The organism is Rhizobium sp. SG741 (assembly GCF_012275435.1).
Taxonomy (GTDB): Bacteria; Pseudomonadota; Alphaproteobacteria; order Rhizobiales; family Rhizobiaceae; genus Rhizobium; species Rhizobium lusitanum.
The window spans coordinates 431820-447954 of sequence record NZ_JAAZQP010000005.1; the positions used below are offsets into that span (position 1 = coordinate 431820).

The following is a 16135-nucleotide window of genomic DNA, read 5'->3' on the forward strand; positions in this document are numbered from 1 at the left end:
CGGCGCGCTCTTGGCGGTGCGCTATGTTTTACATCACAAATTTGCCGGGCTATTTCTAGCCCGGCAAGATTGATAGACCTATAAGAGACGATTTTCCAGTCTCTCGCAACTGCGAGAAGACCGATAGGCGCGTTCAAAGCGCCTTTTCGAGTTCCGGCAGTGCTTCGAAGAGGTCGGCGACGAGGCCGTAGTCGGCGATCTGGAAGATCGGGGCTTCCTCGTCCTTGTTGATGGCGACGATGACCTTCGAGTCCTTCATGCCGGCCAGATGCTGGATGGCGCCGGAAATGCCGCAGGCGATGTAGAGCTGCGGCGCAACCACCTTGCCCGTCTGGCCCACCTGCCAGTCATTCGGCGCGTAGCCGGCATCGACGGCGGCGCGCGATGCGCCGACGGCGGCACCGAGCTTGTCGGCAACCGGCAGGATGACTTCGCGGAACTTCTCGGCCGAGCCGAGCGCGCGGCCGCCGGAGATGATGATCTTGGCAGAGGTCAGCTCCGGACGGTCGGAACTCGACAGCGCGTCGCCGACGAAGCTGGAAAGACCGGGGTTTGCAGCTGCCGAAATGCTTTCGATCGCGGCATTGCCGCTTGCGTCAGCTGCGGCAAAGGAGGCCGTGCGCACGGTGATCACCTTCTTCGCGTCGGTCGACTGCACGGTCTGGATGGCATTGCCGGCATAGATCGGCCGCTTGAAGGTATCGGAAGAGACCACTTCGATGATCTCGGAGACCTGGGCGACATCGAGCAGGGCGGCAACGCGCGGCAGGACGTTCTTGCCGACCGAGGTGGCCGCACCGATGATGGTGTCGTAGGAACCGGCCAGCGAAACGATCAGCGCTGCCAGAGGTTCGGCGAGATTGTTGGCAAGCGACGCATCCTCGGCAACCAGTACCTTGGAGACGCCTGAAAGCTTGGCAGCCTGCTCGCCGGCAGCCTTGGCGCCCGAGCCGGCGACGAGCACGTGGACGTCACCGCCGATCTTGGTCGCTGCCGTCAGTGTCTTGGCGGTCTGGTCGGAGAGGTGTGCATTGTCGTGATCAGCCAGAAGAAGAATGGCCATGATGTCTAACTCCTCGTTCGGACTGGTTTACAGGACGCCGGCTTCGGTCTTGAGCTTCTCGACGAGCTCGGCGACCGACTTGACCTTGACGCCCGCCTTGCGGCCACCAGGCTCTTCCGTCTTCAGCACCTTCAGGCGCGGCTCGGTCGACACGCCGAAATCGGCCGGCGACTTCTTGTCGAGCGGCTTCTTCTTGGCCTTCATGATGTTCGGCAGCGAGGCATAGCGCGGCTCATTGAGGCGCAGGTCCGTGGTGACAACAGCCGGAAGCTTGATCTCGATGGTCTGCAGGCCGCCATCGACTTCGCGGGTGACCTGGGCCTTGCCGTCGCCGATCTCGATCTTCGAGGCGAAGGTCGCCTGCGCCGTGCCGAGAAGGGCAGCCAGCATTTGGCCGGTCTGGTTCGAATCGTCATCGATCGCCTGCTTGCCGACGATGATCAGGCCGGGCTGCTCCGCATCCGCGACACCTTTCAGGATCTTGGCAACGGCGAGCGGCTCGACGGCATCGTCGGTCTCGACCAGGATGGCGCGGTCGGCACCCATGGCAAGCGCCGTGCGCAGCGTCTCTTCAGCCTTGGCAGGCCCGATCGACACGACCACCACTTCTTCGGCCTTGCCGGCTTCCTTCAGCCGCAACGCTTCTTCAACCGATATCTCGTCGAACGGGTTCATCGACATCTTGACGTTGGTAAGCTCAACGCCCGAACCATCCGGCTTCACGCGGATCTTGACGTTGTAATCAACTACCCGCTTCACGGGGACGAGAATCTTCATGAGGTCCTTCCTTCAACACTGCGCTCCAGACCATGGCCTGTTCAGCGCCGCTCCGTTTGTCGAATGGCGACATGGATACGCGTTTTTTTCCCAATTACAACGCTTCCATGCCGCAGACAGGCAAATTGCTTTAGGGGTGTAAATAACGTTTACGTTAACGTCAATAAAAATGCGCCCCGAGTGTGGGAAACGTCCCGCTACCGATTCTTGCCGGGAACCCAGAGCACATCGGCCCGCCCATGGTCGTTGGCATGACGCGCGGCGACGAAGAGGAAATCGGACAGCCGGTTGACATATTTCAGCGCCGCCGGGCTGACGCGCTCGCCCTCGCTGCGGGACAGCTCTACCATGAGGCGTTCGGCGCGCCGCGCGATTGTGCGGGCGAGGTGCAGATGGGCGGACGCAGGGCTGCCGGCGGGAAGAACGAAGGACTTCAGCGGCTCGAGATCGGCGTTGAGTGCATCTATGTCGTGTTCGAGGCGTTCGACCTGACGATCGACAATGCGCAGCGGTTCGTAGGCCGGCGGCTCATCCGTTTCCGGCGTCGAAAGATCGGCGCCGAGATCGAAGAGATCGTTCTGGATGCGCATCAGCATGGCGTCGAGATCGGGCATAGCGGCCGTGTGCAGCCGGGCGACGCCGATCGCGGAATTGGTTTCGTCGACGGTGCCGTAGCTTTCGACGCGCAGATCGTGCTTCAGCCGCCTCGGGCCGGCGACGAGGCCAGTCGTGCCGTCATCGCCGGTCTTGGTGTAGATCTTGTTGAGCTTGACCATCGTCTTCCTGTTGTCAGGCGGGCCGCCCGCCGCCCGTCAGCCAGAGCGTGAGCATGATCAGAATGACTGCGATCGCCTGTAGCAGGACGCGCAGCTGCATCAGCCGGTTCGAACGGTTGGGATTATCGCCTTTCATCATGTTCAGCAGGCCGCGAACGAGAACGATCGCGACGAGGCCCATGACGATGACGGCGGCGATATAAGTAACGGTCGACATGGCTCCTCCATCCTTGTCTTCAGAGCAGTTCAGCCTTTCCTGGGCTCTCCGATCCGCTCTTTCTCATTATTCTTCCGCAATTCCGGACGGAAAACCGCTCAGCGCTTTTCCTGGGATTGCTCTAATCCAGCCGGCGCATCAGACGATAGAAAAGGTTAGCCGGCAATAGCCTTTTCAAGAGGACGCCCTGCTTGGCAGGGGTGGTTACAAGATAATGTGGACGAGGATTTTTCACATTCAAAGCCAATTTTAACACATCGTAGACCGCTTCGGGCCCCAATTTATGTTTACTGATCGGACCCGAGCCATCAAGCCGCCGCAGCTGCCGGCGGTATTCAGCGGCATGAGCCGAGCCTTCGAGGTCGATATGCTCGCGGATCTTTGCGAGCGCATTGGCGGTGAAGCGCGTCGCGATCGGGCCGGGTTCGATCAGGCTGACATGGGTGCCGCTGTCCTGCAGCTCCATCCGGAGCGTGATCGTCAGACCTTCCAGCGCGAATTTCGAGGCCGTGTAGGCACCACGGAAGCGATAGGGAATGAGCCCGAGAATGGACGAGCAGTTGACGATGCGGCCATGCCCCTGCCTGCGCATCAGCGGAATGACCTGGCGCGTCAGTTCGTGCCAGCCGAAGAAGTTGGTCTCGAACTGCTCGCGCAGAACTTCGGTTGTGAGATCCTCGACGGCCCCTGGCTGACCGTAGGCGCCGTTGTTGAAGAGAGCGTCGATGCGGTCGCCCGTCCGTTCACGCAGCGTTGCCACGACGGACGAAATCGTCTCGGGTCGCGTATAATCCATGAGCAGCGCTTCAATGCCGTCGGCTTCGAGCGGGCCGAGGTCTTCCTCTCTGCGCACGGTTGCAAAAACGCGCCATCCGTTGGTCTGCAACGCCCGGGCACAGTGAGCGCCGATTCCGGACGAGCAACCAGTTAGCAGGATAATGCGTTGTTCTGTCATAGGATGTTTCCTGTACAAACAGAAACTCGTTTCCCATATTTGGGGGGCCGACACAATCGACAACCGGCGGGTGAATGCCGAGGTCAAGTGGAGTTGGAATGCCGACAGTCCTGCGGACGGTTTACAAGGTGGTTTACGATGCGGTGTTTCATTTCGTCGAGGATGACGGCTTCGCCATGGCAAGCCATGTGGCGCTTTCGACGCTGCTGGCGGTTTTCCCCTTTCTGATCTTCGGCACGGCGCTGGCAAGCTTTCTCGGCGCGAGCCAGTTTTCGTCCACGGCCGTGCATCTCATCTTCGATACCTGGCCGGAGGCGATCGCCAAGCCCGTGGCGGATCAGGTGGTGCAGGTGCTGACGATCCCGCGCGGCGGCCTTTTGACGATCTCGGTGCTTGCGGCCGCCTATTTCGCCTCGAACGGCGTCGAGGCGCTGCGCATATCCCTTAACCGTGCGTACCGCGTGCTGGAGACGCGACCCTGGTATTTCAATCGTCTTGCCAGTCTTGGTTATGTGCTGATCGCGGTGCTGATCTTTGCGATCCTGAGCATCCTGCTCGTCGCCGTGCCGCTGGCGGTCAACTATGCCAGGCAATGGGTGCCGGCGCTGGCCGATATCCTTGATATCGTCTTCAGTTGGCGAATCTACGGCACCATTTTCCTGCTGCTGGCCGGGTTGCTGATCTTGCATCTGTGGCTGGCGGCCGGTCGGCGCCGCCTGCTCGACGTCATTCCCGGCGTGGTGCTGACGATGGTTTTCTGGTCGATCGGCGCGTTGCTCTTTGCCTATTATCTTTCGACCTTCGCCAACTATACCGCCACCTATGCCGGTCTGGCATCTGTCATGATCGTGCTGATCTTCCTCTATATGCTCGCCGTGATCTTCATCATGGGGGCGGAGATCAACGCCGCGCTGATGAAGTTCCGGGTGCGGCGCCTGCTCTTCGGCAAGGCGGCAGCAAGCCGCGCAGCGGAAAAGGCGTCGTCAGAGGCCGATGCGGCGGCGAAGCTCCGCCGGTGACAGGCCCTGCCTGCGCCATTCGGCAATGCCGGTATCGCCCATGCTCTTGGAAAGCTTCCGGCCGTCGCTGTCGAGGACCAGGCGATGATGATGATAGAGCGGTTCGGGCAGGCCGAGCAGGGTCTGCAACAGGCGGTGGATCGATGTGGCGTGGAAAAGGTCGAGACCGCGCACGACATGGGTAATGCCCTGCACGGCGTCATCGACGACAACGGAAAGATGGTAGCTCGACGGCGCGTCGGAACGTGACAGCACGACGTCGCCCCAGGCGGCCGGATCGGCTGCTATATCGCCTCTCTCGCCATCGCCGCTTTCCCGCCAGTGGAGCGGCCCATTCGTCGTCGCCATGGCCTTTTCCATATCGAGACGCCAGGCATGCCTGAGGCCGGCATCCAGCAGGCGCTGCCGCTCCGCATCGTCGCGCTCGCGATCGTCAGGGGGATAGAGCGGCGTGCCGTCCGGATCGCGGGGCCAAGGCCTGCCGCCCGCCTCGAAGGCTGTCACCCTGGCCTTGACTTCGCCGCGCGTCAGAAAGGCGGGATAGACGAGGCCGCGCTCGATGAGTGCCTGCAGGGCCTCCTGGTAAGCCGGAAAATGTTCGGACTGCCGGCGCACCCGCTCCTGCCAGCGAAGACCGAGCCAGGCGAGATCGGCGAAGATGCCGGCTTCGAAATCGGGTGTGCAGCGGGCCTGATCTATGTCTTCGATACGCAGCAGGAAATCGCCGCCGGCCTTGGCCGCCATCTCGTGATTGAGGATGGCCGACAGCGCATGACCGAGGTGCAGCGGGCCGTTCGGGCTCGGGGCAAAACGGAATCTCGGCTTTTGACGGGATATCTCGATCATGCTTTCTTCTGCCACGAATTTGAACCGGAGACTACGAGACGCCATGCAGATCATTCGCGACGATGGCGATATTGAACGGGGATTGGCCGCCCTGCTGGAGCTCGATCCGCGCCTGCGGCCCGTTGCCGCAGAGGCGGGCGCGGTGCCGCTGCGGCTGCGCGAGCCGGGCTTCGAGGGGCTTGCCCATATCATCGTCTCGCAGGTCGTGTCGCGCGCCAGCGCCGATGCGATCTGGGGGCGGATGACGGCACGGCTGGGAAGCGTGACAGCCGATGGCTATGTCGGCCTTGAGCCGGACGCCTGGCGAGCCTTCGGCCTGTCGCGAATCAAGCATGATACCTTGGCGCGCGTGGCCGATGCCGTCGTTGGAGGCGGCCTGGATCTGCATGCGCTCTGCGACGAATCACCTGAAAAGGCGCTCTCCGAGCTGATGGCCATCAAGGGAATCGGTCCCTGGACGGCCGGGGTCTACCTGATGTTTTGTGCTGGTCACGCAGATGTGTTTCCGGCCGGCGATGTGGCGCTGCAGGCCGCCGTCGGCATGGCCTTCGGCTATGAAGAACGGCCGCCGGCCAAGGCTCTGGCCCTGGAAGCGGCGGTTTGGGCGCCCTGGCGCTCGGTCGCGGCCCGGCTTTTCTGGGCCTATTACGCCGCGAAAACCCGGCGGGATGCGCTGCCTATCGTTTAACCAGCGTTTCCTTGGTTTTGCCTTTATGCACTGAATTTATTGGACTTCACAATCCTGTAACAACCGGCCTAATATACAGGTGCAGATGCCGAATCGATCAGGAGGGTTCCTTGACGATTGCAGTCTCCCCGCAGTCCTTACCGGCGCTCGTCCTGAACGCTGACTATAGGCCGCTGAGTTATTACCCCTTGTCGCTCTGGTCCTGGCAGGACGCGATCAAGGCGGTTTTCCTTGACCGTGTGAATATCATTGCTGAGTACGACCACTGCGTATCGTCGCCGAGCTTCTCGATGCGGGTGCCGAGCGTCGTCTGCCTCAAGACATACGTGCAGCCATCCCGCAATCCCGCCTTCACCCGGTTCAACGTTTTCCTGCGTGACCGGTTCGAATGTCAGTATTGCGGCTCGCATGACGACCTGACCTTCGATCACGTCATCCCGCGCGCCCATGGCGGCGAGACGACCTGGGAGAACGTGGTGGCCGCCTGCTCGCCGTGCAACCTGCGCAAGGGCAGCAAGCTGCCGAAGCAGGCCGGCATGTTCCCGGCGCAGAAGCCCTATCAGCCGACCGTTCAGGACCTGCACAACAACGGCCGCCTGTTCCCGCCGAACTACCTGCACGACAGCTGGCTCGACTATCTCTACTGGGATTCGGAACTGCAGCCGTAAGGGATGGCGCCTCTTTCGTGGCCGTGTTCGCGGAGCGCGCCCACCCTTCTCTCCGCTGGAGGGAAGGGCTATGCCGCCTTCTTCACGCCGACGAAGGCGATTGCGGCCAGGATGATGCTGGCGATCACATTCCATCCGGCCATCGACAGGCCGAGGATGCGCAGGGCGGCTTCCGTGCAGGACGGCCCCTTGACGGTGCTGAGCTCGTTCAAGAGGTCGCCGGCATTCTGCGTCATGCTGCTGGCCGTCGTCGAGCAGGTCGTCGGTCCTGCCCAGAAATGCCATTCGACGCCCGCGTGATAGACGCCGATACCGCCGCCGACAATCATCATCAGGCCGGCGATGGCCAGCAGCCCCCGCGTGATCCAGGAGGGCATGCCGGCGACGGCCGACAGCGCGGCGGCGATGGCGACCGGAATGCCGTAGTAATAGGGCTGGCGTTGGTCCAGGCAGAGGGCGCAGGGAATGTAGCCGCCGATATGCTGGAAGCCGAGGGCCGAACCGATGACGACGATCATGCCGAGCGTCAGCAGCACGCTATAGCTAAGGCCGGCGCGTCGGGAAGGCGAGGTCGTGGACATGCGTGGGGGCTCCTTGGTCAGCGCGCCAGGGCATAATGGAAGATGAGGTAGAGGATGATCAGCACGGCAGCTGCGGCCATGGTGATCTGACCGAGGCGCTTCTCGATGAAATGGCGGATGGATTCGCCATAGCGGCGCAGCAGGAAGGCCAGGAAGAAGAAGCGCGCGCCGCGGGCAACGATCGCCGAGACGATGAACAGGCCGAGATCGATATGGGCGACGCCGGACAGGATGGTCACCACCTTGATCGGCGGCAGATGCGCAAGGCCAGAGGTGATCAGCAGCAGCACCACCCATCCATAGGTGACGCCGGCGCTCATCTGGTTGAAGGCGTCGAGCTTGCCGTAGAATTCCAGGATCGGCTTGGCGATGGCCTCGAAGGCAAAATAGCCGAGCGCCCAGCCGGCAATGCCGCCAAGCACGGAGGCGACCGTTGCCGTCAGCGCATAACGCCAGGCGCGCTCGGGCTTGGCGAGCGACATCGGTAGGAACAGCACGTCCGCGGGAACGAGAAAGATGGAGCTCTCGACGAAGGCGATAACAGCCAACCAGATTTCCGCCGATTTGCGGCCGGCGAGCGACATGGTCCAGTCGTAAAGTCTTCGAAGCATGAGGTCCCCTGTTGCTGCGTTGCAAACCTTTAGGGGGCAGGATTATGGCTGTAAATGGTCGCCGGGTGACGGAAGCCGCACAAAATCAAAATTTTTCGTGATGGTGGGGAGTTTGGCGTTCAAAGATACCGCCATCTTGCTTTCGTGGGAAGACTGCGCGAATCTCCCGTTTTGCATGTTTTAGAGAGAATGAATAGAAACCTCAGGTCAAGAATCTCGGGAGGTATCAATGCGCGCAATTTATATCGTAATTATGGGGCGATCTTCGCCGGATGCAACGGCAGCGCATCTAATGGTTGCACCGCGTTTCATCTACAGAGCAAGGGCAAATTGAGCGGGCGAAAGCAATCTGTAGTGGTCGAGCTTCCGACACGCAGGTAATTGCCGGCAGGTACTGGATTGCCGGTGCTTTTGCCTCAAACGAGACATTTAAAGGATGCATGGCCGAACAAGGGTTCGTGCAGTAATCTGGACAGCCGAACGGGAGTTTTTGTTGAAACGCTGCGCGTGTACCAGTGTGAAGGCAGCTTGTATTGCCTGAAAGATGGTGCCCCATGCCGGAGTCGAACCAGCACTTCTTTCGAAACTCGATTTTGAGTCGAGCGCGTCTACCAATTCCGCCAATGGGGCAACGGATCCTGACGAGGCGGCTGTCTAGCATGTGATCGGCGGGGCGCGCAAGCCGGGTGGGGCAGATATTGCGAGTGTTTCCGCAGGGTTGCGGTTTGGCCCATGGCGTGGGTGGACGCCATGGGCTTTTGCGTTGCGGAGCCTAGTGGGCCAGGGCCGGGCCCTTGGTGGCGGAGCCGGACTTTTGCAGCGTGATTGCCAGGATCGCGGCGAGCAGGCAGAAGGCGCCGGCGACGAAGAAGGCTGGCAGATAGGTGTTGAGTTCGGTGCGGGTGAGGCCGGCGCCATAGGCGGCGGTGGCGGCACCGAGCTGGTGGCCGGTAAAGACCCAGCCGAAGACGAGGCCGGCCTTTTCGCGGCCGAAGCGATCGGCGGCGATCTTGACGGTCGGCGGCACGGTGGCGATCCAGTCGAGGCCATAGAAGACGGCGAAGATCGACAGGCCATAGAAGGTGAAGTTGCTGAAGGGCAGGTAGACCAGCGACAGGCCGCGCAACCCGTAATACCAGAAGAGCAGCCAGCGATTGTCGAAGCGGTCGGACAGCCAGCCCGAGCCGATCGTGCCGAAGAAATCGAAGATGCCCATGACGGCGAGCATGCTGGCGGCTGCGACCGGGACGATGCCGAAATCGCCGCAGAGCGTGACGAAATGCGTCTGGATCAGGCCGTTGGTTGACAGGCCGCAGATGAAGAAGGTGGCGAACAGGATCCAGAAGGTGGAGGTCGTGGATACCTCCCTCAGGACCGACAGGGGCGAGGCGAGTGCGGCCTTCAGGTTCTTGGTGGCGGGCGGTGCGGGGGTGACGTGGATCTCGCCAACCAGCGGCAGATTGACGTCCGAGGGGCGGTCACGCATCAAAAGCAGCACGATGAAGGCGGCAACGACGATCATGCCGCAGACGAAGATCACGGTCGCGCGCCAGCCGTAGCGCGTCGTCAGCTCGGCCATCAGCGGCAGGAAGACGAGCTGTCCCGTGGCGGAGCTCGCCGACAGCATGCCGATGACCAGGCCGCGATGCTTGGTGAACCAGCGGGTCGAGACGGTCGCCGCCAACACCATGGCGGTCAGCCCGGTGCCGAAGCCGACGATGATGCCCCAGCAGAGCAGCAGCTGCCAGACCTGCGTCATGAACAGCGAGCCGATGAAGCCGACGCTGATGGTCGCAAGCGCGAAAACGATGACCTTGCGAACGCCGAAATAATTCATGAAGGCGGCGGCGAAAGGCCCCATCAGGCCGAACAGCAACAGCCGGACGGCGAGCGCCGAGGAGATCGACGACGTGCTCCAGCCGAACTCGTCCTGCAGCGGCTTGATGAGCACGCCGGGCGCGCCCATGGCGCCGGCCGTGACGAGCATGGTGAGGAAGGTGGCGCCGACGACCACCCATCCATAATGGATGTTGCGCCGGGCGAGCGTCGAAGCAAGAGCGGTGGAGACCATGAGTGCGTTCCAATAAAGTTTCGTGTCTTGGCGTCAGGTTGGGCGAGCGGTGGAAGCGCTTTTCCGCGAAAGACCGGGGGGGCCGTTTTCGCTTGTAGCGCCATGCCGCTCTCCCGGCTTGAACGTTCGTGTAAAGGCATTTACATGATTGCAATCATATTTGTTGCGTATTGATGATGGCCATCATATAAATTGTCAATTCATATTTATTGAAGCTCTGATGGAGTTTTTTGATGAGAGTGAGCCGGGAAAAATTCGCCGAGAACCGCGAGAAGATTCTTGCGGTCGCGGGAGAGCTTTTTCGCGAAAAGGGCTTTGACGGCATCGGTGTCGCCGAGATCATGAAGGCCGCCGGCCTGACGCATGGCGGCTTCTACGGTCATTTCGAATCGAAGGACGAGCTGGCCTGCGAGGCGAGCAAGGCGCTGGTGTCGCGCTCGCTCGAGCGCTGGAAGGAAGTGGCGGCAAGCTCGCCGGAGCAGCCGCTCGAAGCGCTGCTTGCCCATTACCTCTCGCATCGCAACGTCGTCGAGCATGCGACCGGCTGTGTCTTCGCGGCACTGACGCAGGAGGTCAGCCGTCATGGCCCCGAAATGCAATCGACCTTTACCGGCGGCCTGATGGGACTGGTTGATGTCCTCGAGCAGATTGTTCCCGGCGAAGCGCCGGAGGACCGTCGCCGCAAGGCCTTTGCCAGCCTTTCGGCCATGGTCGGCGCCGTCATCCTGGCGCGGGCGATGGACGATCCGGCGCTGTCGCAGGAATTCCTGTCGGCAACCCGGCAGGAGCTGACGCCTCCGCCGGGTAAAGACGAGGGCTGACTATAGCGAGCGTTTTTACGCAATTCCGGACGGAAAACCGCTACGCACTTTTCCCGGAATTGCTCTAGTCGCGGAAGGCGAGCAGCCCGTTCGCCTCGACGATCTCCTTGAACTTGCCGTCGGGTGCGGCCGCAAGCAGTTCCGCGCGGAGCGCCGCTTCGAATTCCGCCGCCTTGTCGCCCAGCGCCTGCGGCGAGGTAGACGACATCGAGAAGACGCGGCCGACGATGTCTTCGATATCCCGAGTATATTCCGTGACGATGCCGATGCGTTCGAGATTGCGGAAGGGCGAGGCCAGCAGCATGGCTTCATGCGGCGCCCAGGCCTTGCTCTTGCGCAGCAGGCGGTCGGCGTTGCGTTCGGGCGAATAGGCTTCCGCCAGCGGCTCGACGATCCCGCGCCAGTCCGGTTCCGCGAGGATGCTTTTATCGTGGAACAGGACGACCGCACCATCAGGCTCGATCAGCTTGTCCAGCGCGGCAAGCGTTGCCGGCCTGTCCATCCAGTGGAAGGAGCGGCCCATGACGCAGAGATGCAGCTTGCCGATATCAGGTCCGAGATCGTAGGAGGAGCCCTGGCGTACGGTGATTTCGACGCCGGCATCCTGAGCGCCGGCTTCGGCGGCGGCGAGCATTTCCGGTTCTGGATCCATTGCGGTGACAGCGGCGCCCTGCAGCCGCGCGAAAGCGATGCCGAGTTGGCCGGGGCCGCAGCCGAGGTCGAGCACATGGTCGCCGGGCTTCAGGCCGCTGCGCTCGGCGACGCGGTCAATCAGCCTGTCAGGATAGGGGATGCGATAGCGCAGGTAATAGGCCGCGGTCGATTGAAAGCGCCGCGCTATGAAGGGAACTGTGGTCATGAGCGGTCCTCGGGGGGCAAGGGGAACCTCATCCCGTTATGACTCAACTGTGACCGGCGCGTGAAATAACTTTTGCGCGATTTGCCGCGGGCTTATCGGTACCGTTGCGGCGGAACCCCTTCTCCCCGAGGGGAGAAGGAGCTTGCTGCACCAGCATACCCGTAGGCGATTGCGCGCATATGCGGGCAGAGGGGCCAGGCAAGTCCGATGCTGCACCGGTGCATGCGCCTGGCCAGCTCCAAAATCTCCGGTCACTTAAACCCGGCAACACCATGCGGGATATAGGGCGATTCCAGTGCCTCGATCTCTTCCGGCGTCAATTTGACGGCCAGCGAAGCGACGGCGTCCGTGATGTGGCCGGGCTTGGAAGCGCCGATGATCGGCGCGGTGACGGCGCTCTTCTGCAGGATCCAGGCGGTGGCGACCTGCGCGCGGGCGATGCCGCGGGCCTTGGCGATGGCGCCGACGGCGTCGACGATCTTGTGATCGGCGTCGACAGCCTGGGTGTAGAGCGTCTTGCCGAATTCGTCCGATTCCGTGCGTGCCGTCGCTTCGTCCCAATCGCGGGTGAGGCGGCCGCGGGCAAGCGGGCTCCAGGGGACGACGGCGATCTTCTGGTCCTCGCAAAAGGGCAGCATCTCGCGCTCCTCCTCGCGATAGAGCAGGTTCAGATGGTTCTGCATGCTGACGAATTCGGTCCAGCCGTTGAGGCGCGAGGTGTAGATCGCCTTGGCGAACTGCCAGGAATACATGGAGGAGGCGCCGATATAGCGAGCCTTGCCGGCCTTGACGACGTCGTGCAGCGCTTCCAGCGTTTCCTCGATCGGCGTCGTATAGTCCCAGCGATGGATCTGGTAGAGGTCGACATAGTCGGTGCCGAGGCGGCGCAGGCTGTTGTCGATCTCGTCGAAGATGGCCTTGCGTGAAAGGCCGGCGCCGTTCGGACCCGGGCGCATGCGGTTGAAGACCTTGGTGGCGAGCACGATGTCGTCGCGGCGCGCGAAATCCTTGATGGCGCGGCCGACGATTTCCTCGGACGAGCCGTTGGAATAGGTGTTGGCCGTATCGAGGAAATTGATGCCGGCCTCGATCGCCTGCCGCAGCAGCGGACGGCTGTGTTCCTCGTTCAGGGACCAGGCGTGCGTGCCCTTGTCAGGGTCGCCATAGGTCATGCAACCCAGGCAGATGCGCGAGACTTCAAGACCGGTCCTGCCAAGCTTTACGTATTCCATCGATATTCTCCGTCCGTCCAAGTATCCGGCGCAACAACGCTCTGCCGCCGAGGGGTGAGCGAATGTGTGATCGACAGCGGCGTAACGGAGCAAAATGCTGTCGAGTAGATCGATAATTTACAATAGGTTTGAGGTCGGTACCAAATAAATCGAGCGGCGATTTGTGGGGATTTTGGCGGCAGCTCATTCAATGGTAACGATAGGTTGTGTAAGACTGAAAGCCAAATCAATCGGCGAGTTCTTATGCGCTTTTTCCAATTCTTTCGTAACCGTCGCCCCTTCGCTGCTGCTATCCTCGGTCTTGTATTCGGGCCTGCTATCGTCATGGCCTATCTCGGTAGAGGTCGTTTGGCTGTTGGCTACTTGTTAATCGGCAGTCTCGCCGTCGTTCCCTTGAACATCTTGTTTCCCCATTTCACGCCGGCGCAGACTGTTGGAATTGCTGTGGTTGGCCTCAATCTGATCGGGTGTTTTCACGGTTATATTTCTGCCAATGCCGGCCTCGCTGGAGGGCGATATCCGTGGTTTGCGCGTTGGTACAATGTTGCGCTTCTTTTTTGGTTCGCTCCTCTGCTCTTCGCTATCATTATTCGCACATTCGTCGTCCAGCCTTTCACCATACCGTCCGGTTCCATGATGCCGACGTTGATACCCGGCGACTACGCGGTTGTGACTAAATTCAACTATGGCTATGGGCGTTACTCTTTCCCATACCGTTCCGAACGGATGCCGCTGAAAATGTTCGGGACGCAGCCGAAGCGGGGAGATGTCGTCGTGTTGGCACTCCCTCTGCAGCCGGAGATCAGTTACGTGGAACGCGTCATAGGACTGCCTGGCGATCATATTCAGATGAAGGATGGGGTCGTCTTCATTAACGGAAAGGCGATGCCTCGCGACGCCGAGGGTACAATCGTGTCGAACTACGATATGCAGCCTGGCGAGTTCCCCGTTTTCGGCGAGGTGCTGGACAACGGCGCCCGCTACCAGACGCTCGATATCTCACGAGATTCGCGGGGAGACAATACGCGTGAATATATCGTGCCCGAGGGACATTATTTCGTCATGGGTGACAATCGCGATAATTCAAATGACAGCCGGTTCGAGGTCGGGTTTGTGCCGGAGGCGAACATCTATGGCAAGGTTTGGTGGCTATTTCGCCGCGATGGAGTGAAGACTGGCTGGTTCCTCGTACACTAGGCTGGCGGTCGCGTTCCCGTGTGGATGGCGGCGATTCCAATTGTTTTCTTGAATAGCCTGCTCCGGAGGTGTTAGCTGCACCGCACCATTTTTCGGAATTCCGCATGAAATTGCCCCCGCGTGATACTTACGAAGCCCTCTATCGCGATTTTCGTTGGGAAATTCCGGCGAAGTTCAACATTGGGCACGCCGTTTGCGATGCCTGGGCCGAAGGCGAGCCGGATCGGATCTGCCTGCAGCATTTCAATCCGGACGGCGATCATCTCTCCATGACCTATGGCGCGTTGCGGGATCGCTCCGCCGCGTTCGCCAATGCGCTTTCGGCACTCGGGGTCCGCGCCGGCGACCGGGTGGCGCTGCTCTTGCCGCAAAGTTTCGAGACGGTCGTGGCGCATGTGGCGATCTACAAGATGGGGGCGATCGCCCTGCCGCTGGCGCTGCTGTTCGGTGCCGAGGCGCTGGAATATCGGCTGAAGGTCTCGGGTGCATCCGCGATCGTCACCAACCAGTTCGGCCTCGAGCGGCTACGGCCGATTCGCGACCGGCTGCCGGAGCTGGTTCAGGTGATCAGCATCGACGGTGCGGAGAAAGATGTCGCAGGCTTTGCCGATCTGGTGGCCGCACATCCGCCGCTCTTCGAGCTGGCCGATACAGGCCCGGACGATCCGGCATTGATGATCTTCACGTCGGGCACGACCGGGCCGCCGAAGGGCGCGCTGCACGGCCATCGCGTCCTGCCGGGGCATATTCCCGGCATGCAGTTCGCTCATGAGGGCTTTCCGCAAGCCGGCGACAAGCTCTGGACGCCATCCGACTGGGCCTGGGCCGGCGGCCTGTTGAACGCCCTGCTGCCGAGCCTGATGCTCGGCGTGCCCGTCGTCTCCTCTCCGGCTCAGAAGTTCGACCCGCACACGGCTTTCCGCATCATGGCCGAAATGGGCGTGCGCAACGCCTTCATCCCGCCGACGGCGCTAAGACTGCTGAAAGCCGTCGATGATCCCCGGGCGCATTACGATCTCAAGCTGCGCACCATCGGCTCGGCCGGCGAGGCGCTCGGCCGCGAGACCTTCGAATGGGCGCGCTCGGCGCTCGGCATCAGCGTCAACGAATTCTTCGGCCAGACGGAGTGCAATTTCGTGCTGTCGTCCAGTGCGGCCTTCGGTGTCAGCCGCCCCGGCGCGACGGGAAAGCCGGTGCCCGGACATCGGATTGCGGTCGTCGATGCCGATGGCGTCGAGGTCGCCTTGGGCGAAAGCGGGCAGATCGCGATAAGGCGACCTGATCCGGTGATGTTTCTTGGCTATTGGCGGGATGAGAAGGCGACGGAAGCGAAGTTCGCCGGTGACTGGCTGCTGACCGGCGATATCGGCCGGCAGGATACCGAGGGCTATGTTTCCTTCGTCGGCCGCGACGACGATGTCATCACCTCTTCCGGCTATCGTATCGGCCCAAGCGAGATCGAGGATTGCCTTGGCGGCCATCCGGCGGTGCAGCTTGCCGCGGCCGTCGGCAAGCCGGATGCGGTGCGGACCGAGATCGTCAAGGCCTATGTCGTCCTGGTGCCCGGCCGCGAGCCGAGCGAGGCGCTGGCAGTGGAGATCCGCGAGTGGGTGAAGACGCGGCTTTCCATGCATGAATATCCGCGCGAGATCGAGTTCGTCGACGCGCTGCCGCTGACGACCTCGGGCAAGGTGATCCGTCGCCTGCTGCGCGAGCGGGCGACCGCCGAAGATGGAGCATTTCCGTCTTAGACG

Annotated in this window: 17 protein-coding genes and 1 tRNA gene; 6 read left to right on the forward strand and 12 right to left on the reverse strand. The window is 61.6% G+C overall.

Going from position 1 to position 16135, the window contains the following annotated elements:
- Window positions 1–133: 133 nt before the first annotated feature.
- From FHT29_RS16230 to FHT29_RS16250, 5 genes are all read right to left on the reverse strand, one after another.
- The gene (locus FHT29_RS16230; protein ID WP_037196690.1) at window positions 134–1063 is read right to left on the reverse strand and encodes an electron transfer flavoprotein subunit alpha/FixB family protein; all 930 of its coding nucleotides are present in this window, start codon (window positions 1061–1063) and stop codon (window positions 134–136) included.
- A 27-nt stretch (window positions 1064–1090) separates the two neighbouring features.
- Complete coding sequence (locus FHT29_RS16235) at window positions 1091–1840, reverse strand: electron transfer flavoprotein subunit beta/FixA family protein (protein WP_047553476.1); 750 nt, start codon at window positions 1838–1840, stop codon at window positions 1091–1093.
- Window positions 1841–2037: 197 nt separating this feature from the next.
- On the reverse strand, window positions 2038–2616 hold the full coding sequence (locus FHT29_RS16240; protein WP_047553474.1) for a cob(I)yrinic acid a,c-diamide adenosyltransferase: 579 nt from the start codon (window positions 2614–2616) through the stop codon (window positions 2038–2040).
- A gap of 13 nt (window positions 2617–2629) precedes the next feature.
- Window positions 2630–2833, reverse strand: coding sequence for a twin transmembrane helix small protein (locus tag FHT29_RS16245; RefSeq protein ID WP_037196687.1), 204 nt, complete (start codon window positions 2831–2833; stop codon window positions 2630–2632).
- Window positions 2834–2954: 121 nt separating this feature from the next.
- The gene (locus tag FHT29_RS16250) at window positions 2955–3788 is read right to left on the reverse strand and encodes an SDR family oxidoreductase (protein WP_168599858.1); all 834 of its coding nucleotides are present in this window, start codon (window positions 3786–3788) and stop codon (window positions 2955–2957) included.
- A gap of 98 nt (window positions 3789–3886) precedes the next feature.
- Between FHT29_RS16250 and FHT29_RS16255 the strand changes: the two genes are divergently transcribed.
- Window positions 3887–4807: a YihY/virulence factor BrkB family protein gene (locus FHT29_RS16255; protein WP_037196685.1), complete on the forward strand. Its 921-nt coding sequence runs from the start codon at window positions 3887–3889 to the stop codon at window positions 4805–4807.
- On the opposite strand, the gene gluQRS is transcribed toward FHT29_RS16255, so the two are convergent.
- The gene (gene gluQRS / locus FHT29_RS16260; RefSeq protein ID WP_168599852.1) at window positions 4772–5653 is read right to left on the reverse strand and encodes a tRNA glutamyl-Q(34) synthetase GluQRS; all 882 of its coding nucleotides are present in this window, start codon (window positions 5651–5653) and stop codon (window positions 4772–4774) included. The genes FHT29_RS16255 and gluQRS overlap by 36 nt on opposite strands.
- Before the next feature lie 43 nt (window positions 5654–5696).
- Between gluQRS and FHT29_RS16265 the strand changes: the two genes are divergently transcribed.
- On the forward strand, window positions 5697–6341 hold the full coding sequence (locus FHT29_RS16265; RefSeq protein ID WP_047553467.1) for a DNA-3-methyladenine glycosylase: 645 nt from the start codon (window positions 5697–5699) through the stop codon (window positions 6339–6341).
- A 110-nt stretch (window positions 6342–6451) separates the two neighbouring features.
- Window positions 6452–7009 (forward strand): HNH endonuclease, encoded by a 558-nt coding sequence (locus tag FHT29_RS16270; protein WP_037196682.1) that lies wholly within the window; start codon window positions 6452–6454, stop codon window positions 7007–7009.
- A gap of 68 nt (window positions 7010–7077) precedes the next feature.
- Here the strand turns inward: FHT29_RS16270 and FHT29_RS16275 are convergent, their stop codons facing one another.
- The 4 genes from FHT29_RS16275 to FHT29_RS16290 form a co-directional block, all read right to left on the reverse strand.
- Window positions 7078–7590: a disulfide bond formation protein B gene (locus FHT29_RS16275; protein WP_047553464.1), complete on the reverse strand. Its 513-nt coding sequence runs from the start codon at window positions 7588–7590 to the stop codon at window positions 7078–7080.
- A 17-nt stretch (window positions 7591–7607) separates the two neighbouring features.
- Window positions 7608–8201 (reverse strand): YqaA family protein, encoded by a 594-nt coding sequence (locus FHT29_RS16280; protein WP_037196680.1) that lies wholly within the window; start codon window positions 8199–8201, stop codon window positions 7608–7610.
- A gap of 545 nt (window positions 8202–8746) precedes the next feature.
- Window positions 8747–8831 (reverse strand) — tRNA-Leu (locus FHT29_RS16285).
- 142 nt (window positions 8832–8973) lie between these two features.
- Window positions 8974–10272 carry an MFS transporter gene (locus FHT29_RS16290; protein WP_047553461.1) on the reverse strand — a complete coding sequence of 433 codons (1299 nt, stop codon included), beginning with the start codon at window positions 10270–10272 and terminating at the stop codon, window positions 8974–8976.
- Window positions 10273–10505: 233 nt separating this feature from the next.
- Between FHT29_RS16290 and FHT29_RS16295 the strand changes: the two genes are divergently transcribed.
- Window positions 10506–11093 (forward strand): TetR/AcrR family transcriptional regulator, encoded by a 588-nt coding sequence (locus FHT29_RS16295; protein ID WP_047553457.1) that lies wholly within the window; start codon window positions 10506–10508, stop codon window positions 11091–11093.
- Window positions 11094–11157: 64 nt separating this feature from the next.
- Here the strand turns inward: FHT29_RS16295 and FHT29_RS16300 are convergent, their stop codons facing one another.
- Both FHT29_RS16300 and FHT29_RS16305 read right to left on the reverse strand, forming a co-directional pair.
- Window positions 11158–11952 carry a methyltransferase domain-containing protein gene (locus tag FHT29_RS16300; RefSeq protein ID WP_047553454.1) on the reverse strand — a complete coding sequence of 265 codons (795 nt, stop codon included), beginning with the start codon at window positions 11950–11952 and terminating at the stop codon, window positions 11158–11160.
- A gap of 251 nt (window positions 11953–12203) precedes the next feature.
- The gene (locus FHT29_RS16305) at window positions 12204–13184 is read right to left on the reverse strand and encodes an aldo/keto reductase (RefSeq protein ID WP_037196674.1); all 981 of its coding nucleotides are present in this window, start codon (window positions 13182–13184) and stop codon (window positions 12204–12206) included.
- A 243-nt stretch (window positions 13185–13427) separates the two neighbouring features.
- On the opposite strand from FHT29_RS16305, the gene lepB reads away from it, so the two are divergent.
- Both lepB and FHT29_RS16315 read left to right on the forward strand, forming a co-directional pair.
- On the forward strand, window positions 13428–14381 hold the full coding sequence (gene lepB / locus FHT29_RS16310; RefSeq protein WP_047553451.1) for a signal peptidase I: 954 nt from the start codon (window positions 13428–13430) through the stop codon (window positions 14379–14381).
- Window positions 14382–14485: 104 nt separating this feature from the next.
- Window positions 14486–16132 carry an AMP-binding protein gene (locus FHT29_RS16315; protein ID WP_168599853.1) on the forward strand — a complete coding sequence of 549 codons (1647 nt, stop codon included), beginning with the start codon at window positions 14486–14488 and terminating at the stop codon, window positions 16130–16132.
- Window positions 16133–16135: the final 3 nt, after the last annotated feature.

What these genes read in the sequence shown, in the direction of transcription:
- FHT29_RS16295 (WP_047553457.1), top strand. Translation starts at nt 10,506, where the DNA reads ATGAGAGTGAGCCGGGAAAAATTCGCCGAGAACCGCGAGAAGATTCTT.
- lepB (WP_047553451.1), top strand. Translation starts at nt 13,428, where the DNA reads ATGCGCTTTTTCCAATTCTTTCGTAACCGTCGCCCCTTCGCTGCTGCT.
- FHT29_RS16245 (WP_037196687.1), bottom strand. Translation starts at nt 2,833, where the DNA reads ATGTCGACCGTTACTTATATCGCCGCCGTCATCGTCATGGGCCTCGTC.
- FHT29_RS16235 (WP_047553476.1), bottom strand. Translation starts at nt 1,840, where the DNA reads ATGAAGATTCTCGTCCCCGTGAAGCGGGTAGTTGATTACAACGTCAAG.
- FHT29_RS16280 (WP_037196680.1), bottom strand. Translation starts at nt 8,201, where the DNA reads ATGCTTCGAAGACTTTACGACTGGACCATGTCGCTCGCCGGCCGCAAA.
- FHT29_RS16250 (WP_168599858.1), bottom strand. Translation starts at nt 3,788, where the DNA reads ATGACAGAACAACGCATTATCCTGCTAACTGGTTGCTCGTCCGGAATC.
- FHT29_RS16255 (WP_037196685.1), top strand. Translation starts at nt 3,887, where the DNA reads ATGCCGACAGTCCTGCGGACGGTTTACAAGGTGGTTTACGATGCGGTG.
- FHT29_RS16305 (WP_037196674.1), bottom strand. Translation starts at nt 13,184, where the DNA reads ATGGAATACGTAAAGCTTGGCAGGACCGGTCTTGAAGTCTCGCGCATC.
- FHT29_RS16265 (WP_047553467.1), top strand. Translation starts at nt 5,697, where the DNA reads ATGCAGATCATTCGCGACGATGGCGATATTGAACGGGGATTGGCCGCC.
- FHT29_RS16315 (WP_168599853.1), top strand. Translation starts at nt 14,486, where the DNA reads ATGAAATTGCCCCCGCGTGATACTTACGAAGCCCTCTATCGCGATTTT.
- gluQRS (WP_168599852.1), bottom strand. Translation starts at nt 5,653, where the DNA reads ATGATCGAGATATCCCGTCAAAAGCCGAGATTCCGTTTTGCCCCGAGC.
- FHT29_RS16240 (WP_047553474.1), bottom strand. Translation starts at nt 2,616, where the DNA reads ATGGTCAAGCTCAACAAGATCTACACCAAGACCGGCGATGACGGCACG.
- FHT29_RS16275 (WP_047553464.1), bottom strand. Translation starts at nt 7,590, where the DNA reads ATGTCCACGACCTCGCCTTCCCGACGCGCCGGCCTTAGCTATAGCGTG.
- FHT29_RS16290 (WP_047553461.1), bottom strand. Translation starts at nt 10,272, where the DNA reads ATGGTCTCCACCGCTCTTGCTTCGACGCTCGCCCGGCGCAACATCCAT.
- FHT29_RS16230 (WP_037196690.1), bottom strand. Translation starts at nt 1,063, where the DNA reads ATGGCCATTCTTCTTCTGGCTGATCACGACAATGCACACCTCTCCGAC.
- FHT29_RS16300 (WP_047553454.1), bottom strand. Translation starts at nt 11,952, where the DNA reads ATGACCACAGTTCCCTTCATAGCGCGGCGCTTTCAATCGACCGCGGCC.